At 33.1% G+C, this 19,414-nt stretch carries 15 protein-coding genes; 11 read left to right on the forward strand and 4 right to left on the reverse strand.

The genetic code is table 11. The annotated features are described in order from the left end of the window. Positions 1–296 precede the first annotated feature (296 nt). The 8 genes from CHB80_RS24885 to CHB80_RS12890 all read left to right on the forward strand — a co-directional run bounded on the left by CHB80_RS24885 (position 297) and on the right by CHB80_RS12890 (position 9,988). Positions 297–488 carry a hypothetical protein gene (locus CHB80_RS24885; protein WP_218823090.1) on the forward strand — a complete coding sequence of 64 codons (192 nt, stop codon included), beginning with the start codon at positions 297–299 and terminating at the stop codon, positions 486–488. Between the two features lie 117 nt (positions 489–605). Further along, positions 606–785, forward strand: a complete 180-nt coding sequence (locus tag CHB80_RS24400; protein ID WP_143337126.1) for a hypothetical protein — start codon at positions 606–608, stop codon at positions 783–785. A gap of 110 nt (positions 786–895) precedes the next feature. Beyond that, positions 896–2,611: a helix-turn-helix domain-containing protein gene (locus CHB80_RS12865; RefSeq protein ID WP_089371899.1), complete on the forward strand. Its 1,716-nt coding sequence runs from the start codon at positions 896–898 to the stop codon at positions 2,609–2,611. 146 nt (positions 2,612–2,757) lie between these two features. Then, positions 2,758–2,928: a class I lanthipeptide gene (locus CHB80_RS24655; protein WP_179218161.1), complete on the forward strand. Its 171-nt coding sequence runs from the start codon at positions 2,758–2,760 to the stop codon at positions 2,926–2,928. A gap of 422 nt (positions 2,929–3,350) precedes the next feature. Beyond that, positions 3,351–5,582: a lantibiotic dehydratase family protein gene (locus CHB80_RS12875; protein WP_089371901.1), complete on the forward strand. Its 2,232-nt coding sequence runs from the start codon at positions 3,351–3,353 to the stop codon at positions 5,580–5,582. Further along, entirely contained in the window at positions 5,575–6,462 is an 888-nt protein-coding gene (locus CHB80_RS12880) for a thiopeptide-type bacteriocin biosynthesis protein (RefSeq protein ID WP_089371902.1), read from the forward strand. The genes CHB80_RS12875 and CHB80_RS12880 overlap by 8 nt, the downstream gene beginning before the upstream one ends. A 27-nt stretch (positions 6,463–6,489) precedes the next feature. After that, complete coding sequence (locus CHB80_RS12885; protein ID WP_089371903.1) at positions 6,490–8,682, forward strand: peptidase domain-containing ABC transporter; 2,193 nt, start codon at positions 6,490–6,492, stop codon at positions 8,680–8,682. A 13-nt stretch (positions 8,683–8,695) separates the two neighbouring features. Next, on the forward strand, positions 8,696–9,988 hold the full coding sequence (locus CHB80_RS12890) for an HlyD family secretion protein (RefSeq protein WP_089371904.1): 1,293 nt from the start codon (positions 8,696–8,698) through the stop codon (positions 9,986–9,988). Positions 9,989–10,114: 126 nt separating this feature from the next. On the opposite strand, the gene CHB80_RS12895 is transcribed toward CHB80_RS12890, so the two are convergent. The 4 genes from CHB80_RS12895 to CHB80_RS12910 form a co-directional block, all read right to left on the reverse strand. Then, on the reverse strand, positions 10,115–11,518 hold the full coding sequence (locus CHB80_RS12895) for a NupC/NupG family nucleoside CNT transporter (RefSeq protein ID WP_089371905.1): 1,404 nt from the start codon (positions 11,516–11,518) through the stop codon (positions 10,115–10,117). A gap of 17 nt (positions 11,519–11,535) precedes the next feature. Beyond that, positions 11,536–12,156: a bifunctional nuclease family protein gene (locus CHB80_RS12900; protein ID WP_089371906.1), complete on the reverse strand. Its 621-nt coding sequence runs from the start codon at positions 12,154–12,156 to the stop codon at positions 11,536–11,538. Positions 12,157–12,338: 182 nt separating this feature from the next. After that, positions 12,339–13,307, reverse strand: a complete 969-nt coding sequence (locus tag CHB80_RS12905) for an electron transfer flavoprotein subunit alpha/FixB family protein (RefSeq protein ID WP_089371907.1) — start codon at positions 13,305–13,307, stop codon at positions 12,339–12,341. Positions 13,308–13,412: 105 nt separating this feature from the next. Then, positions 13,413–14,153 carry an electron transfer flavoprotein subunit beta/FixA family protein gene (locus CHB80_RS12910; RefSeq protein ID WP_089371908.1) on the reverse strand — a complete coding sequence of 247 codons (741 nt, stop codon included), beginning with the start codon at positions 14,151–14,153 and terminating at the stop codon, positions 13,413–13,415. Between the two features lie 319 nt (positions 14,154–14,472). Here CHB80_RS12910 and CHB80_RS12915 point away from each other — a divergent pair, with 319 nt between their 5' ends. The 3 genes from CHB80_RS12915 to CHB80_RS12925 all read left to right on the forward strand — a co-directional run bounded on the left by CHB80_RS12915 (position 14,473) and on the right by CHB80_RS12925 (position 19,273). Continuing rightward, positions 14,473–15,450, forward strand: coding sequence for a pyruvate dehydrogenase complex E1 component subunit beta (locus CHB80_RS12915; protein WP_089371909.1), 978 nt, complete (start codon positions 14,473–14,475; stop codon positions 15,448–15,450). A 116-nt stretch (positions 15,451–15,566) separates the two neighbouring features. After that, a complete protein-coding gene (locus CHB80_RS12920) occupies positions 15,567–18,062 on the forward strand; it encodes a DUF5686 family protein (protein WP_229746945.1) in 2,496 nt (831 codons plus the stop codon). Positions 18,063–18,238: 176 nt separating this feature from the next. After that, complete coding sequence (locus CHB80_RS12925) at positions 18,239–19,273, forward strand: LamG-like jellyroll fold domain-containing protein (protein ID WP_089371911.1); 1,035 nt, start codon at positions 18,239–18,241, stop codon at positions 19,271–19,273. Positions 19,274–19,414 lie beyond the last annotated feature (141 nt).

A 19,414-nucleotide genomic window follows, 5' to 3' on the forward strand; every position in this document is an offset into this window, starting at 1 on the left:
GTTATTGTATTCATTCATACGTATTTGCTTTGCAAAATTAATGCATATCAAAATTCATGAAAAACAGTTTCGTTTTTCATGAATACTAGTGCCTTCAAATTGTAAATGCGTAAAATACAGCTCATATTTGTAATGTTCTGGAACATAGGAAATTAATATGGCATATGGATTAGAGATAGAAATCTTGTTTGTCTATCTAAAAATATTCGAGCTTGAATTTGACGAAAACCTTGAGCGTCATAAAAGGATCAAGGGATATAATCATATTTAAATTTTATACTATGTTAAAAAACATTTTGAATATCAAAGGAATTGAGTCAATCAAAAAAGAAGATCAAAAAAATATTAATGGAGGAATTGGTCTTTGTATAGATCAAAACTGTCCAGCTGAAGGGAATTTTTGTTGTGGGGGTGATTATTGGGGGCCACCATGTGTGAACGGATTTGTGAATTTAGTCTGTTCAAATAATGTATGGATAGCGTGCTAGTATAGTTTTATAGTTAATGCTTTCTGAAATCTATTTAGGACTGTTCAAGAATTGAATTATTTAAACTCTTGAATAGTACACTGCAATTAATAATTGAGTTTTATTGATTATTAATTGATGAAGTCCATTTTCTCTGAAAGGAAGAAAGTGGGCTTTTTTATGGGAGATTTATTTATACGCTTTCAAGGAATTTATGACGTAGAAGTTTATACTGAGCTTGACGAAGTGCGAAAGCGAACCTATGAGACCTGTCGGCAGCCAGACAGGTTCACTACAGTAGAGAGAGCAAAGCATTAAAACGTATAATGCTTATTTCTACATAAATAGATGTTAATTATAATAATTTAACTAAGTAGTTAGTTGTAAGAATAGTTACATTTGAAAACATATTCTTATTCAACATATTAATGACATTTATTTCAAAGAAAAACACTTTTCAATTTCTTACGATTATCCTAGTAATTCTTAATTTTTTTGTAAGTAATCTCTATGCACAAGAATCAACTATCCAGAGGGAAGATAGTTTATTAAATATGACAACGAGTGAATTTGCTCAACGACTAAAAAGCTCACAAAAAGGAGAAGCTATTTTTTTTGAAAAAATTGTTTTAAAACGAGCAAAAGATCATACAGGATTAGTAGACCAAGAGTTAGGAAGACGCTTTTCTAAAGAAGAAAATTATGAAAAAGCACATCACTATTTAGACATAGCACTAGACTTAGCAAAAAAGAATAACGATCAAAGAAGAATATGTGTGATCTCTATTATTAAAGCAAAGTCATACATGCTAGATGGTAAAAATGAACAAGCTGTCGATTTTTACACTACTTCAATAGCTATTGCTAACAAAAACTCGTATACAAGTTTGAAAAACATAGCAATCTCTAGCTATATAAGTCTTCTGTCGCAAATAGACGATCAATTAAAAAAAGCACTTGATATGTCTGATGCATTAGTAGTATCACTAGAAAAATCTTCAGATAGAAATACCAAAAACTATGTGCAAATGCTTACGACTATCAATGATGTTTATTTAGAAGCAGAACAATATCATAAAGTCTTACAGTATTCCGATAAAGGAATTGAGGTGGCAGATTCTATAAGCTATATAAAAGGGCTTACAGATTTGTATATCAAAAAGGGAATTGCGCATTATTATATGGATGATAAAGATCTCTCTCAAACTTTTTTAATCAAAGCAAAAAACCTCATTGAAAAAAATACATTAGAAAATGATTTTCATCAAATTGTGAGAGTCTATTATTTTTTAGCAAAACACCATTATGATAAGGGGTTGTATACTGAAGCGATTCAGTATTTGGACACGATAATCAACTTTATAAAAGAAGAAGATGCTAATAAACTTCCTGTTATTCGGTCGTATTATTTGCTTATGGAATGTTATAGGGAGTTAGGGGAAAATAAAAAAGCTTGGAAGTATCATGCTATTTATATGGATCTTAATGAAGCATATCAGAAAAGTGAAGGTAAAACTAGGAATCGAGTTTTTGAAAAAATAGAGAATGCAGATAATGAGCGTATTGCTTTGGAAAAAAGAAATAAGGAGTATGCGCAAATAGGGTTGTTTATTGTTCTTTTTGTATTGTTAATAGTTGGATATAGTTTTTGGCGAAAGCAGAAAAAAAATAAAACAATATTTAATGATTTGATCAGTCAGATAGATCAACTGGAATCTCAGCAACAACAAAAGCAAGAACAAGAGAAAAAAATACCCTCTACAATTGCTATCGATGATGATAAAGTAACTGCTGTTTTAAAAGGACTTTCTAAGTTGGAGAAACAAGAATTCTTTTTAAGACCAGATTGTAATCTCAGAACAATAGCCAAAAAAACAAAAACAAATGCCACCTATTTATCTAAAATAATAAATGCACATAAGGGGAAAAATTTCAATGGATATATTAACGATCTTAGGATTGCATATACATTAAGAAAGCTAAAAGATGATAAAAGATTTCGATCATTTTCTATAGCTTCTATAGCATTAGAGGTAGGATATAAAAGTGATAAATCATTTGTAAAACACTTTAAATCAAAAACGGGTATTAATCCATCATACTACATTAAGAATATTGAAACTCTAAAGAATAATGCGGCTTAAAGGATAAAAATCTTACCGTATTTTGTCCAAAATACGGATGCTTCATTGTGAATGAAAAATTGCATAAGGTATATTTCAAAATCAAATTTTACAGGAGGATTCTGAAAAACCTTAAAAGAGTAGGAATAAACAACATAATGAGTATCATGAAAAAAGAATTTAAAACACTAAATCTTAAAAAAATAACTATAGCAAAGATGAACACAAGTGAACTAATGAAAATACAAGGAGGAAGTAGTGACCCTACAGATCCAGATCCACATGCAGATCCAGAATTATCTAGACAAAATGGTTGTACATATTCATTATTTCAATAGGCTAAATAAGTTTTAAAAAAAGCGCTGATTTACAGCGCTTTTTTTGACTTTATACATAAGCTACTTTAGCGTCAAAATCAAAAGTAAATATGAGGTTGTCTTTCTTAAGAGGCAACTCTCTTTAAATGGATATATGATTTTTCAAAAAAGATTATGAAAAAATGATTTCTATTTCTTGCCTGATAAATTCATATTCCAATTTTTATAAATGAGTTCTCTTTTATACGCTTTCGCGAAAGCGTATAATGCATATAGAGGTATATTATAAATAGTAAGTCAAATCAAAAATGAAATACATAAAGGCGAATACTAAATTTATGCAGTATAATTAGGAAAACTATTAGCGTAGATGGATATATTCTAGTATATTGGTAATTAACTTTTTGAAAATAAAATTAACCTAAATTATAGCGCATTATAGAATGCAATACACCCATTTTCCTAAATACGTTTTAAGATCCCCATTACTCTCTCTCAATTTTTTTCTTGAGCTTACAAAGGATACCATTTTAACTCAAGATGCTCTTAAAAAGATATGTCAAGAAGCACATATCAAAGAAGCACTTTTTCTTGCGTCTCCATCATTATATGAAGCTTTTGAAAAATGGCTAGATGGTCAAGCTAGTCCTAGTGATAGTGAGCGTATGACATATTCTATACTTAAATACTTAAGTAGGATGTCTTCTAGATGTACCCCCTTTGGATTATTTGCAGGTACTGCTGTCGGGGTTTTTGGAGAAAACACAGAAATTGTCATTAAAAAATCTACAGCAAATAGAAGGCATACAAGACTAGATATGAACTATCTCGTCGCATTATCCCAAGATATTGTAAAAGATGAGACTATAAGAAAACAACTTCGTTTTTACCCCAATACAAGTATTTATAAGGCGGGAGCACAATTGCGTTATGTAGAGTATCACTATGAAAATAGTCGTAGAATGCATCACATTGTAGGAGTACAACATTCTGAGTATTTGCAAAAAGTATTAAGTGTAGCAGCCACTGGAGCAACACTAGCTACATTATCAAATTGCTTAGTAGATGATGAAATTACACTTGAAGTAGCTTCTGGATTTATTGAAGAGTTGGTAGATAGTCAGTTATTGGTAAGTGAACTAGAACCTTCTGTTTCTGGCCCTGAATTTACCGATCAAATTATTCCAATATTAAAAAATCTTGAAGGAACGAATGCACTTGTAGAAAAACTAGAAGACACGCAATTAAAAATCAAAAAATTAGATGCCAAAATCGGAAATCCATCTTCAGATTATATGGCTATAAGTACTTCATTAGAAACATTACAAACTGGGTTTGAATTAAAATATTTGTTTCAGACAGATATGTCATTACATCCTCAAAAAAATGTTTTGAATAAGCAATTAATTTATAAAGTACGTCGTGCTATGCGATTGCTTAATAAAATATCGCAGACCTCAGGAGAAACATTATTATCACAATTTAGAAAAGCATTTTATGAACGTTATGAAGACAGAGAAGTTGCTTTGTCACAGGCATTAGATGTAGAATTAGGAGTTGGTTTTCTTCAAAACAAAGATTCTGGAGATGTCAGTGCATTGGTTGATGATATAATACTACCAGGAAGATCATCAAAAATTACTACAAGAGATATAAAATGGAATACAATACATACGATTTTACATAAAAAACTATTGAAATGTCTTCGCGAGAATAAACAAATAATAACACTTCAAGATTCTGATTTTGAGCAGTTTGATGAAAATTGGAATGATTTGCCAGATACGATTTCAACAATGATAGAAATTGTAACTATTGACGGAGAAGAACAGGTGGTAATGTCTGGCGCTGGAGGCTCTAGCTCGGCTAATTTATTAGGAAGATTTTGCCACAGTGATTCTGAAATTCATGCCTATGTTAACGAGATGGTAGCTGTAGAAGAGCGTTGTAACTCAGGCAAAATCTTAGCAGAAATAGTACACCTTCCAGAATCAAGAGTTGGAAATATATTAATGAGACCAGCTTTAAGAGATTATGAAATTCCATATCTAGCAAAATCTGTATTAAACACAGAAGCACAATTACCTATTGATGATTTAATGATTTCTGTAAAAAGAGATCGCGTTATTCTACGCTCAAAAAAGTATGATAAAGAAGTAATCCCTCATTTAACAAATGCACACAATTATTCTGCAGGAGCATTGCCTATTTATCAATTTCTTGCAAATATGCAAAACCAAAATAAACGAAGCGGAATAGGATTTAATTGGGGGCCTTATGAAGGAGATTTCCCTTTCTTACCTAGAGTCGTTTACAAAGGCGTAATTCTATCTGCAAAAACATGGAATATTACAAAATCAGATATTGAAGTATTACAGAATACTCAAAAAGATATGGGTAAGTTTCAGGAACATCTAACACAGTTTATTAATGAAAAACAATTACCCCAATTTGTATTGCTTAAAGAAAGTGATAACGAGTTGTTAATCAATTTAAAAAATAGCACCCATGTTCAAATGTTGTTGTCTACCGTAAAAAAACGATCACGATTTATACTTAAAGAATTTTTACATAATGAAAAAGGTATTGTTTCTGGAGAAAATACTACATATACAAATCAAGTAATTTTATCTTTTTACAATGAAACCCTTTTAAAACAACAACCAAATGCCTAATACACAACGTACATTTATACCAGGAGATTCGTGGGTGTATTATAAAATATACACAGGTACCAAAACATCTGATATTGTTCTTACAGAAGCGATCAAACCTATAGCCGAAGCCCTTTATAAAAAAGGACATATAGATCAATGGTTTTTTATACGATATGCAGACCCGAAGCATCATATTAGAGTTCGTTTTCATTACAAAGATGAAGATGCAATAGGCATTATTATGAAAACGGTGTATAAACAATTACACGCTTTCGCGAAAGCAGATTTAATATGGAAAATACAGGTAGATACTTACAATCGAGAGATTGAACGATATGGAGAAAAACATATCGAAACCGCCGAACAATTGTTTTCATATGAAAGTGATATGATTGTTAATTTTTTAGATTTGGTAGATGGTGAAGAAGGGGAAGAGTTGCGATGGCTTTTTGCAATTAGAGCCTTAGATAACATGTTGGGTGATTTTGATTACTCTGAAGATCAGAAACTTGCATTTATGGAGCGATTAAAAACTGGTTTTGGAAGAGAATTTGGAATGAATAAGTTTTTGAAGAAACAATTAGATGATAAATTTCGTTCAAAACGAGAAAAAATAACTTTCTTTATAGATTTTAAAGCAGAAGATCGTCCTGAGTATGAGCCTCTTTTAGAATTATTAGCCTACAAGAGTGAGCAAAGTAAACCTACGATTGATGCGCTTAAAAAATCGGCTAGTGATGATGAAATAGATAACTATTTAGGAAGTTATGCTCATATGCTTATGAATAGAATGTTTAGATCAAAAAATAGATTACATGAAATGGTTGTATATGATCTTTTATATAGACATTATAAAGTAGCTTGGGGAATTAGAACATTTAAGAACAAAAAGAAATAATAGTAGTAAAAAAATAGTCATATCATTTTGAAGAAGTTTCCTTTTTATAAACAAGCAGATAGTAAAGATTGCGGGCCTACGTGCCTCAAAATGATTGCTAAATACTATAAGAAGCCTATTCCTATTCAATTATTAAGGAGTCTTAGTGAAACTACTCGATCTGGAAGTAGTCTTTTAGGAATTAGTAATGCCGCCGAAAAACTTGGCTTTAGAACATTAGGTGTAAAAATAACACTTGAACAACTTAAAGAAGAGGTTCCATTACCGTGTATCCTTCACTGGAATAAGAATCATTATGTAGTACTCTATAAGATTTCAAGAGGAGTGTATCATATCTCCGATCCAGCACATGGAATCCTAAAATATACGAAAGAAGAACTCCTTAAATTCTGGATAGGTAATAATGCTACAGATGCCACTGCCGAAGGAATTGCATTATTGTTAGAAACAACACCTAAGTTTTACGAAGAAAATTTTGATGAAGAGAAAAAGAATTTTGGCTTCTCTTTTATCTTTAAATATGTATTCAGATATAGGAAGTTTATTGTTCAATTGGTTATTGGACTTCTAGCTGGAAGTTTACTACAAGTTGTTTTTCCATTTTTGACACAAAGTGTAGTCGATGTTGGTATTAAAACAAGAGATATTAATTTTATCTATTTAATACTGATTGCTCAAGTTGCCTTATTTCTGGGAAGAACCGGAGTTGAGGTAATTAGAAGCTGGATTTTACTGCATTTAAGTACGCGTATCAATATCTCTTTAATTTCTGACTTCTTCATAAAACTGATGAATCTGCCTATATCATTTTTTGATGTACGTATGACAGGTGATATTTTACAGCGTATTAATGATCATAGGCGTATAGAACGTATTTTGACAACATCATCGCTTAATGTATTATTCTCGATGGTAAATCTTGTAGTATTTGGTTTTGTACTAGCCTATTATAGTTTTCAAATCTTTGGAATATTCTTGTTAGGAAGTGTACTTTACTTTTTCTGGATTGTTATTTTCCTTAAAAAGAGAGCCGATCTTGATTATAAACGTTTCTCTCAAGTGAGTCAAGAACAAAGTAAAGTGATTGAGCTTATTAATGGAATGCAGGAAATCAAACTACACAATGCAGAAAAACAAAAAAGATGGTCTTGGGAGTTTATGCAAGCACGTCTTTTTAAAATTTCAATAGAAAGCCTTGCCTTAGAGCAATATCAAAGTGTAGGATCTGGGTTTATTAATGAACTTAAAAATATTTTAATTACCATCTTATCCGCAACACTGGTGATTAATGGAGATCTCTTACTAGGGGAAATGTTTGCAGTTACCTATATCGTTGGACAATTAAATTCTCCTATTTCACAATTAATAAGCTTTATTAGAGAGTTGCAAGATGCTCGTATTTCATTAGATCGTCTTGGAGAAATACATAATAAAGAAGATGAAGAAGGAAGAGAAGAAACAAAAATAACAGATATTCCTGATAATGCAGATTTTGATGTTAAAGACATTTCATTTAGATATATAGGGTCTGATGTTAAGGTGATTGATGGGTTGAGTTTGCATATTCCTGCAAATAAAGTAACAGCAATTGTGGGAGTGAGTGGTAGTGGTAAAACAACACTCATGAAAGTCTTACTCAAATTTTATGAGCCTAATGAAGGACAAATAAAAATTGGAAGTGCCGACTTGCAGAATATTTCACAATACTCATGGAGAGCGTCTTGTGGTGTGGTTATGCAAGAAGGATATGTATTTAATGATACAATTGCTAATAATATTGCTGTAGGAGATGATCATGTAAATAAGAAAAAATTAGCTCATGCTGTAGATGTTGCAAATATTAAAGAATTTATAGAGTCATTACCGCTATCCTACAATACAAAAATTGGGATGGAAGGCGTTGGGTTAAGTACCGGCCAAAAACAACGTCTTTTTATTGCTAGAGCGGTATACAAAGACCCTAATTTCTTATTCTTTGATGAGGCTACCAGTGCATTAGATGCAAATAATGAAAAAGTAATCATGGAGAAGTTGGATGAGTTCTTTAAAAACAGAACAGCGGTAGTAATAGCCCACCGATTAAGTACTGTGAAAAATGCAGATCAAATCGTTGTGTTAGATCAAGGTAAAATCGTAGAAGTTGGAAATCATAAAACACTTACTCGTGAAAAAGGGTATTATTATAACCTAGTAAAAAATCAGTTAGAATTAGGATCGTAAAAAAGAAAAAGGAATGCCAGATCAAATAGATGACATAGAGTTACGTAGTGAAGAGGTTCAAGAAATCTTAACACAAGCCCCCAACTGGATGATACGATGGGGGAGTGCGCTATTTTTAGGATTAATAATTTTGTTGCTTGCTATTTCTTGGTTTTTGGAATATCCAGATATTATTCCTTCGCAAGCTATTATCACAACGCAAGTACCACCTCAAAAAGAACGTGCAAAAAATACAGGAAGGTTCTCTGCTATTTTAGTAGATGATAATCAAGAAGTCGTAAAGGATCAACCTCTTGCTATTATAGAAAATACAGCAAATTACCAAGATATATACACACTTAAAGCTGCGTTAGATACCATATCATTACAAGGTGAATCTTTCTATTTTCCATATACAGATATTCCAGAGCTTTCTTTAGGGAATATAGAGACTAATTATGCGCTTTTTGTAAATAGCTATGTGTTATATGAATTAAATAGAGAATTTCAACCTTTTTCTAATCGAGCAATCGCAAACCGAACTTCCATTTCTCAGACTCGTAATCGCTTAGAAAACATGAAGGCTCAACGAGAAATTAATAAAGAAGAAATGCGATTGGCTAAAATAGATTTAGATCGTGATCAAAAATTTCTCGATAATGGAGTTATTGCTCCTTCAGAATTTGAAAGAACAAGAATAGGATTTTTGCAAGCCGAGCGTAATTTTAAAAGTATAGATGCTCAGATTTCCCAGTTAGTTGAAGGTGTGAGTGTCGCGCAAAGTACAGCCAAAGGAACAGAGATTGATGGTGCTCGAGAAGAGAGAACACTATTGAATGGTGTAATTCAGTCTCTTAACGTGCTGAAAGCAAGCATTAAAGATTGGGAACTTAATTTTGCATTAACTTCTAAGCTAGATGGTAAAGTCTCTTTCTTAAACTTTTGGAGTGAAAATCAAACGGTAAATGCCGGAGATGTAGTTTTTACGATCATTCCTAAAGATGGTTCAGAATATGTTGCAAAATTAAAGACACCTGCACAAAACTCAGGAAAAATAAAACTAGGGCAAGAGGTCATTATAAGACTTGAAAATTACCCTGATACCGAGTTTGGAACTCTTGATGGTAAAATAGAAAAGATATCTGTGATTGCAGATGAGGATGGGATGTATGCTATAGATGTATCTCTTCCTGATACATTAATTACCACATTTGATAAAGAAATAGATTTTCAACAAGAAATGAGAGGTACGGGAGATATCGTTACAGAAGATTTGAGGCTTATTGAGCGTTTCTTCTATCAGTTACGAAATGTGTTTAAACGCTAGTTTTGAGTATATGCTTTAATGCTTTACCCTTACTGTAATTGTGAATCTCACAAGTTTGCTTTCGCGAAAGCACATAAAGTATGATTACTTTGAATAATAAATCTTTATGAACGGGTAATCTATTTTCTATCCAATAAGCATTCCTGCGATAGTGGCAGTAAGAAGTGCAGCAACAGTTCCTCCTATAAGTGCTTTAACACCAAATTTTGCTAGGGTTGGTCTTTGGCTAGGTGCCAATACTCCAATACCACCAATTTGAATTCCTATAGAGGCAAAATTTGCAAAACCACAAAGCGCATATGTTGCAATCACAATAGAACGATAATTAGTGATAGCTCCACTAGCTTTTAAAGTACTTAACGAGCCATAGGCATAAAACTCATTAAGAATTGTTTTCTCTCCCAAAAGCTGTCCAACAGTAGTAATATCTTCTGCGGGGACACCAATTAACCATGCAATAGGCGCAAAAACATTTCCTAAAATAAATTCCATAGATAGGTCTGTATAACGCCCATCGGTTGCGCTAGCAATGACCCCATTTAATCCAGTTATGTCACCTAGTAAATCCCCAAGCATCCAGTTAAGAACCCCCATTAAAGCAGTAAAAACTAGAAGCATGGCACCTACATTTACAGCAAGCTTTAAACCATCGGTGGTTCCTCTGGAAATAGCATCTAATATGTTTGTACCTACTTTTTCTCTAGAAATATCTAGCTTTCTGTTGACTTCTTCTGTTTCAGGATATAATATTTTTGCAATGATTATTGCAGCTGGGGCAGACATGATAGATGCAGTAAGTAAGTGTTTTGCAAAAATGGCTTGCTCGGCAATACTATCACCTCCTAAAAAAGCAATAAAAGCAGCTAGTACACCACCAGCAATAGTTGCCATTCCGCCTACCATAAGGCATAACATTTCAGATTTAGACATTTTATCTAAATATGGTTTTACAACTAGAGGCGCTTCTGTTTGACCAATAAAAACATTTGCAGCAGCAGCAAGACTCTCAGCTCCAGAAAGACGCATTGTTTTGCTCATCACCCAAGCAAGTGCTTTTACAATAACCTGTAAAATACCTAAGTAATATAATAATGAGGTGAATGCAGAAAAGAATACAATGGTAGGTAATACTTTAAAGGCAAAGATATATCCCATGCTAGCAGAGGGATCAACTAATTTTCCAAATACAAATAAGGCTCCTTCTTCAGCAATATTTAAAAAATCTACCACCTTGCGTGATATCCAATCAAAACCAGTAGCAACAAAATCTACTTTTAAAACTAAAACTGCAAATAGTAATTGTAAGCCAAGTCCAGTAAGAACCAAACGCCAATTAATCTTTGAACGATTACTACTCAATAAATAACAGATTCCTATTAAAAAGAGCATCCCTAAGAGACCACGTCCTACACTTGTAAAAGATAATCCAATCCCTAAATCAGGATCTAATGCAATGCTTTCTTGATTATTTTGCGCAAAGCTTAAAAGAGGCATAAGTAGCCCAATGATTGTTAGTAATTGTTTGCGCATATAATTGGTTGGTTAGGTTAGTTACGTTTAGAAATTTCATCTCTTATTTTGGCAGCTAGCTCATAATCTTCATTAGTTACTGCTTGTTCAAGTTGTATATTCAACTCTTTAAGAGACATTCTTTGATAATCGTTTTCACTAGAGAGTAGTTCTTCTTCTTCCTCAAGAATAATCTCGTCCATTAAGACTTCATCTTCATCGGTAAATTCTTCAGGATTTGTATTTCCTTTTAAATAAATACCTGCTTTATCTAAAATGTTTTTATAGGTAAATATAGGAGCTTGAAAACGAAGCGCTAGCGAAATAGCATCACTAGTACGTGCATCTATAATCTCTTCTATTTTATCTCGCTCGCATATAATACTAGAGTAAAAAACGCCATCTACAAGTTTATGAATAATAACTTGCTTAATTACAATGTCAAAACGATCTGCAAAATTCTTAAAAAGATCATGTGTAAGCGGACGTGGCGGGCGTATTTCTTTTTCTAAAGCAATTGCAATAGACTGTGCTTCAAAAGCGCCTATTACAATTGGTAATTTACGATCGCCATCTACTTCGCTCAAGATAAGGGCGTAAGCGCCATTTTGTGTTTGGCTATAGGAAATCCCTTTTATGTTTAAACGTACTAAACTCATAGTTGGTAAAAGTAATAAAAGTTAATTGAGTTTTGAAGTATATATAGCTATGAGTTTATAGTTTTTACTTGGAAAACATCATTTTGCATAAAATCACTATAGGTGAGTAAGCTTATTTTTAACTAAAAATAGGCGAGAATCGTACAATCCTCACCTATTTTTTATGTGTAATTATAATGATATTAACTATTTGCAGCTTTAAATGCTTTTAGTTTTTCATTAAGTTCTGGTACAACTTCAAATGCATCACCTACAATACCGTAATCTGCCGCTTTAAAGAAAGGAGCTTCAGGATCACTGTTAATGACTACTTTTACTTTTGAAGAGTTAATTCCAGCTAAATGCTGGATGGCTCCAGAAATTCCAATAGCAATATATAAATTTGACGCTACAGGTTTTCCAGTTTGCCCTACGTGTTCTCCATGAGGTCTCCATCCGAGGTCAGATACTGGTTTAGAGCACGCTGTAGCGGCACCAAGTATATCTGCCATCTCTTCTATCATTCCCCAATTTTCAGGGCCTTTAAGACCACGACCTGCAGAAACTACGATTTCAGCATCTGCAATAGATACTTTATCTGAAGCCTTATCTACAGACTGTACTTTTACACCAAAATCTGCATCATCAAAACTAGGTGTAAAATCTTCTGCCGCAGCGGCACCACTATTTTCTTTAAGACCGTATGCGTTTTTACCAAGTCCTACAATTTTTGTAGCAGTAGAAATTTCTGTTTGATTAAATGCTTTATTAGTAAAAGCAGTACGCTTTACTTTAAAGGGTGCAGCACTTTCTGGAAGTGCAACAACATTAGAAGCATATCCTGCTTCTAATTGAGTAGCAAGTAAAGGAGCTACATATTTTGCATCGGCTGTTTGGCTTACAACAATAACTTCAGAAGCTTCTGCTTTTGCGGCTTGCGCAATCGCTTTTGCATAAGCAGCAGCATTAAATGCATCTAGATTTGAATCGTTTACATTTAATACCTTATCTACTCCATAAGTTCCTAAAGCTCCAGCATCTCCACCATTAATAGAAATTGCTGTAACTGTAGTTCCCATCATATCTGCAATACCTTTTGCATAACTAGCTACTTCAAAAGCTGTTTTCTTAAAAGTACCGTTTTCTGATTCTGTATATACTAAAACTGACATAATTTGTGACGTTTAAGTGGTTGCTTCTTTATATTAAATAACAACCTATATTTTATTTTTTTGTTGAGTACGCTTTCGCGAAAGCGTATATCTAATCGAAATTAGTTAGATTGCTTTTGCTTCGTTATGAAGTAAGTCTATCAATGCATCTACATTGTCTACAAGTTTAACAGCACCTTTAGGAGCTGGTTTTTCAAATGAAACTGTAATAGTATCTGCCGAAACACCTGTAGGTTCAACCACTGTAAGAGGTTTTTTACGTGCCATCATAATCCCTCTCATATTAGGGATACGAAGGTCACTTTCTTCTACAAGACCTTTTTGACCACCTATGATTAAAGGAAGAGTTGTAGCTACTGTTTCTTTCCCTCCGTCAATTTCACGAGTTGCTGTTGCATTTGTACCATCTATTTCTAGGTTAATACATGTGTTTACAAAGTTTGCTCCAGTAAGTCCTGCTAGCATTCCAGGTACCATACCTCCATTATAATCTATAGATTCACGACCAGCAATCACTAAGTCATAACCTCCATTTTGTACAATAGCCGCAAGTTCTTTAGCTACTTGTAAACCATCTTTTGCTTGCGTGTTTACACGTATAGCTGTGTCTGCACCAATAGCTAGTGCTTTACGAAGTGTAGGTTCTGTTTCTGGACCGCCTACATTTACTACATCTACAGATGCACCTTGCTTTTCTTTAAACCACATGGCACGAGTAAGTCCAAACTCGTCATTTGGGTTGATCACAAATTGAACTCCGTTAGTGTCAAACTGAGTATCATTATCTGTAAAATTAATTTTAGAAGTAGTGTCAGGTACGTGACTTATACATACTAATATTTTCATAACAATTTAGTATTTGATATTTTAAGTATTTTTGTGTTTTTATAACATCTGTCGAAAGAAATAAGAGATAATCACATTACTTTTTAAAAATAAATGTAAGAGCGATTTCACTACTATTTCGTTTTCGTAACAAAAGTACGTTAAAAAACTTAATTTTACTATGCATGCATAGTAAAATTTTATAAAAAAGCAATTTAAAGAGCAATCATAAATGCTTACTTTTGTTACCCTAAAATTAGAGGATATTATAATTAATATAGTTGTCAAATAGAAATAGCTGATAACTTTTAAAAAGATACCCGGCTATGCGGGCATTCATATGAGAACAATCCAATTTAGAGAAGCAGTATGTGAGGCGATGAGCGAAGAAATGCGTCGCGATGAGTCTGTATATTTAATGGGTGAAGAAGTCGCCGAATATAATGGAGCTTATAAAGCATCAAAAGGAATGCTAGATGAGTTTGGTCCTGATCGAGTTATAGATACTCCTATTGCAGAACTTGGGTTTGGTGGAATAGGTGTAGGTAGTACCATGACGGGATGTCGTCCTATTGTAGAGTATATGACATTTAACTTCTCTTTAGTAGGAATTGATCAAATTATAAATAATGCTGCCAAAATTAGACAAATGTCTGGTGGGCAGTTTCCATGTCCTATTGTTTTTAGAGGGCCTACAGCTTCTGCAGGGCAATTAGGTGCAACACACTCTCAAGCATTTGAAAACTGGTTTGCAAATACGCCAGGTCTTAAAGTAATTGTTCCTTCTAATCCTTATGATGCAAAAGGACTTTTAAAAGCGGCTATTAGAGATAATGATCCAGTTATCTTTATGGAGTCAGAACAAATGTATGGTGATAAAGGAGAAGTGCCTGATGGTGAATATGTATTACCTATTGGTGTAGCAGATATTAAAAGAGAAGGTACAGATGTAACTATTGTTTCTTTTGGTAAAATTATTAAAGAAGCATATAAGGCAGCAGATGAGCTTGCAAAAGAAGGTATTTCATGTGAAATCATAGATTTACGCACCGTACGTCCTATGGATCATAAAGCAATTATGGATTCTGTAAAGAAAACAAATCGTCTTGTTATTCTTGAAGAAGCATGGCCTTTTGGTAATGTTTCTACAGAAATTACGTACCAAGTACAGGAACAAGTTTTTGATTACTTGGATGCACCTATTATAAAAATAAATACAGCCGATACGCCTGCTCCATACTCTCCAGTTTTATTAGAAGAGTGGTTGCCAAATAGTGGCGATGTCATAAAAGCTGTTAAAAAAGTACTATATAGATAAAACGTACGTTAACGTAACAATAATGGAGCTTCATTAGTAACAATTAATGAAGCTCTTTCATTTTATATATGAATAGTTATAGAATATTAATACTCCTGTTGTTTTTACCGTTAGTTATGGTCTCTCAGACCAAAGTAAGCGGTGTTGTGTTTGATGAACAAGATAATCCTGTTCCTTTTGCAAATGTGGTTTATGTAGGTTCTAATGAAGGAACAATTACTAATGAAAATGGGCGTTTCTATCTTGAATCTGAAAAAACCTGGGATAAGATAAAAGTCTCTTTTATTGGCTTTACAGAAAAAGAAATTGCACTTACATCTCGTGTAAATTATGATATGAAAATCATACTTGCACAAGAGGCTGCTGCCATAGATGAAGTCTTTATTTACTCTGGAAAAACTTCTAAAAAGAATAACCCAGCTATAGATATACTCCGAAAAATATGGTCTCGTAAAAAACAAAACGGGCTTCGCCAGTTTAAACAATACGAGTATGATAAGTATGAGAAAATAGAATTTGATCTTAATACCATTGATAGCGCGCTTATCAATAGTAAGTTATTTAGAGGGATGGAGTTTATTTTTGATCAGACAGATACTTCACGAGTTACTGGAAAAACGTACCTGCCTATTTTTGTAAATGAAGCTGTCTCAAAAGTATATGGAGATAATGAATCTAGAAAAGAAAAAGAAGATTTATTAGGAAATAAGAATAGTGGGTTTAACGAAAATCAAACCATTATTGGGTTTGTGAAAGATTTATATAATGACTATGATGTATATGAAAACTATCTTAAGTTTTTTGATAAAACATTTACAAGTCCTATAAGTCGTACGGGAATCCAAACGTATAATTATGTGCTAGCTGATAGTGCTTATATTGATAATAAATGGTGCTATAATATTATTTATTATCCTCGTAGAACAAATGAACTTACTTTTAAAGGAGATTTTTGGGTAAATGATTCTACTTGGGCGATTAAAGAAATTAATATGCAACTCTCTAAGAGTGCAAATATTAACTGGGTAAAAGAAATTTATCTGGAACAAGAATTTGATATTGTAAATGATACTACCTTTTTGTTAAAAAGGGATTACTTCCTTTCAGACTTTGCATTCAGAAAAAAAGAAGAGTCAAGAGGGCTTTATGGAAAGCGTACAACTCTCTATGATAATTATGCTTTTAATCAAAAAAAGGATAAGGAATTCTATGATAAGGAAGTGTATTATTATGATAAAGATGTTTATAATAGAGGAGATGAATTCTGGGAAAAGAACAGAAAAGAAGAGTTAAGCGCAGATGAGAAGGGGGTTTATAAAATGCTGGATACTCTTAAAACGGTAAAGAAGTTTAGAAACCTCTATAACTTAGGATCTGTACTCGCTTCTGGATATTGGGAATTCCCAAGTCTTAATCTTGATTATGGACCTATTTTTTCAACATTTGGGTTTAATGAAGTAGAAGGATTACGTATTAGAACAGGAGCAAGAACTTATTTTGGTCAAAATGATTTATGGAGAACTGAAGGTTTTCTTGCATATGGATTTAAAGACGAAAAATTTAAATTCGGAATCTCTGGAAAATGGTTAGCCGACAAGAAAAATAGATTGATATTTTCAGGAGGATATAGGCAAGATGTAGAACAAATAGGCGCTAGTCTTACAACTTCAAGGGATGTTTTAGGAAGAAATCTCGCTTCGTCTTCATTAGTAAATACAGCTAGTAATGATAAGCTAACTTCTATTAGACTTACAAATTTTGCCGTCGAAATTGAACCTGTTCGGAATCTGAAGTTTCGAACAGATTTCTCATTGCGAAGCCTTGAATCTGCGTCAGAAACATTTAATCTTGAATACTTTACTGATGCATCAGAGACCACTACCAAAGCAGATCTTACGCAAACAGAAGTAGTTTTTACAACTATTTGGGAGCCTGGAAAGAAAACGTCTGGATTTGGAGTAGAGCGACGCGTAGTAAACGAATGGTTTCCTAGCTTTTTCTTAAGTTATACCCGAGGACTTGAAGGAACTTTGAATAGCGATTTTGAGTATGATAGATTACAGTTTTCTTTTAGAAAAGCAATACGTGTAGGTGGTTTTGGACAACTTAATGTTTCTACAGAAGTAGGGAAAACCTTTGGGGAAGTACCACTTGCATTGTTGAGTCCGGTGCCAGGGAATCAATCCTTATTCTCCATTTTTAATACCTATAGCCAACTTAACTTCTATGAGTTTGTAACCGATGAGTATGCTTCTGTACAACTAGAACATAATTTTGGAGGGCGTATATTTTCTCGTATTCCTTTTTTAAAGAAATTGAATCTTAGGGAAATTGTAGCAATACGTGGTGTGATTGGAAATATCTCTCAGGAGAATATAGATTTAAACAGACCTGCTTTTGAAAACCTTAGGTTTATTCAAAATGATCTTCCTATTTCCACACTAACTTCTCAAGATATCGCTCCAACAGCAGAGCCTTATTTTGAATATAGTTTTGGGGTGGGGAATATCTTTAAAGTCTTCCGAATTGATGTAAACTTTAGAGGAAATTATAACGACCTACCAGATGCTCGTAGTTTTGGAGTTACAGGATCATTTGGATTCTTCTTCTAGTTTTTCGAATCATAATTTAAATACGTGTGTTTACTAATATAACTTAGATTACTACGAATATGAAATAGGTAGCTACACTTTGATAATGCTTATTGTAGGTGTCTGATATAAATAAGACTTTTAAATCAAGAAAGGCATATAAGCCTTTTAAAGTTTAATTTTTTACTATTTATGTTATGAAAAAAACACTACTTATTTTTCTTTTTATTATATGTACAATCACATCTTTTGCTCAAAATCATTCATTGAATTTTGATGGTTCAGATGATTATGTAGATTTAGGACAAAATTTTGCTTTTGAAGCAACAGATAATTTTACAATTGAAGCTTGGGTGAATATTAGAAACAATGGTTCCTTTCAACAGATTATTGCAAAACTCGGTAATGGCGGTGTGTCATTTAGAGGATGGGGATTTCAAATTACTAACGAAGGTTATATAAGCGCCTTTGCTGCTACAGAATTTTTCACACAAAGAATCTATGTAGAAGGATCTCAGGTGTTAGAAGAAAATGTTTGGCATCATGTAGCCATGACTTATGATGGTGGCAATGAAATATTACTTTATGTAGACGGCACACCAGAAACATTAGGCGTTATTATTGCAGATGATGATATTCCTACAATTAGCTCCAGTGCTCCAACGCACATAGGTAATTTTGATAATGGAACAGCTCAAGAGCATTTTAATGGTAATATAGATGAGATTCGTATTTGGAATGTAGTGAGAACTCCTGAAGAAATTGCAGCTATCTATACGACAGAATTATCAGGAAATGAGTCTAATCTAATTGGGTATTATAAAATGGATGCTGCCGATTCATCTTGTGATGTACAAGATTGTAATGCAAATGAAGCGCATGGTACAAGAGAAGGCGCAAATGGCGCAAATGATTTGCCACAGTTTTCTGATGATATTCCAGAATTAACAGATGTAGCGTGTGGTGTTGAATTAGATTGTATGCTATCTATAGAAGATATGGAACAACTGGAGTATTCAATGTATCCTAATCCAACAAGTGATCTCATTTCATTCTCTGGAATAAACCTTAACGGTACTACAGTAAAGTTATATAATATGTTAGGAAGTCTGTCTAAAGAAATACAGGTTACAAATAATACTATTAGTATTTCAGAAATGCCAACAGGAGTATATTTTATAGTGGCTACTATAGAGAATACCACAATTTCAAGGAGAATTATTAAGAACTAAACTCATTAAAAATGTAGTTTTTGCCCTGATGACTTTTATAGGTTGTTAGGGCTTTTTTTATGTTGCTTTAACGTTTCGTCCTCCTGTGGTCGTGAACCTGCCTGCCGGTAGGTAGGTCTCACGAGTTCGATTTCACGAAAG

This window comes from Dokdonia pacifica (assembly GCF_900188275.1).
GTDB classification, from domain to species: Bacteria; Bacteroidota; Bacteroidia; order Flavobacteriales; family Flavobacteriaceae; genus Dokdonia; species Dokdonia pacifica.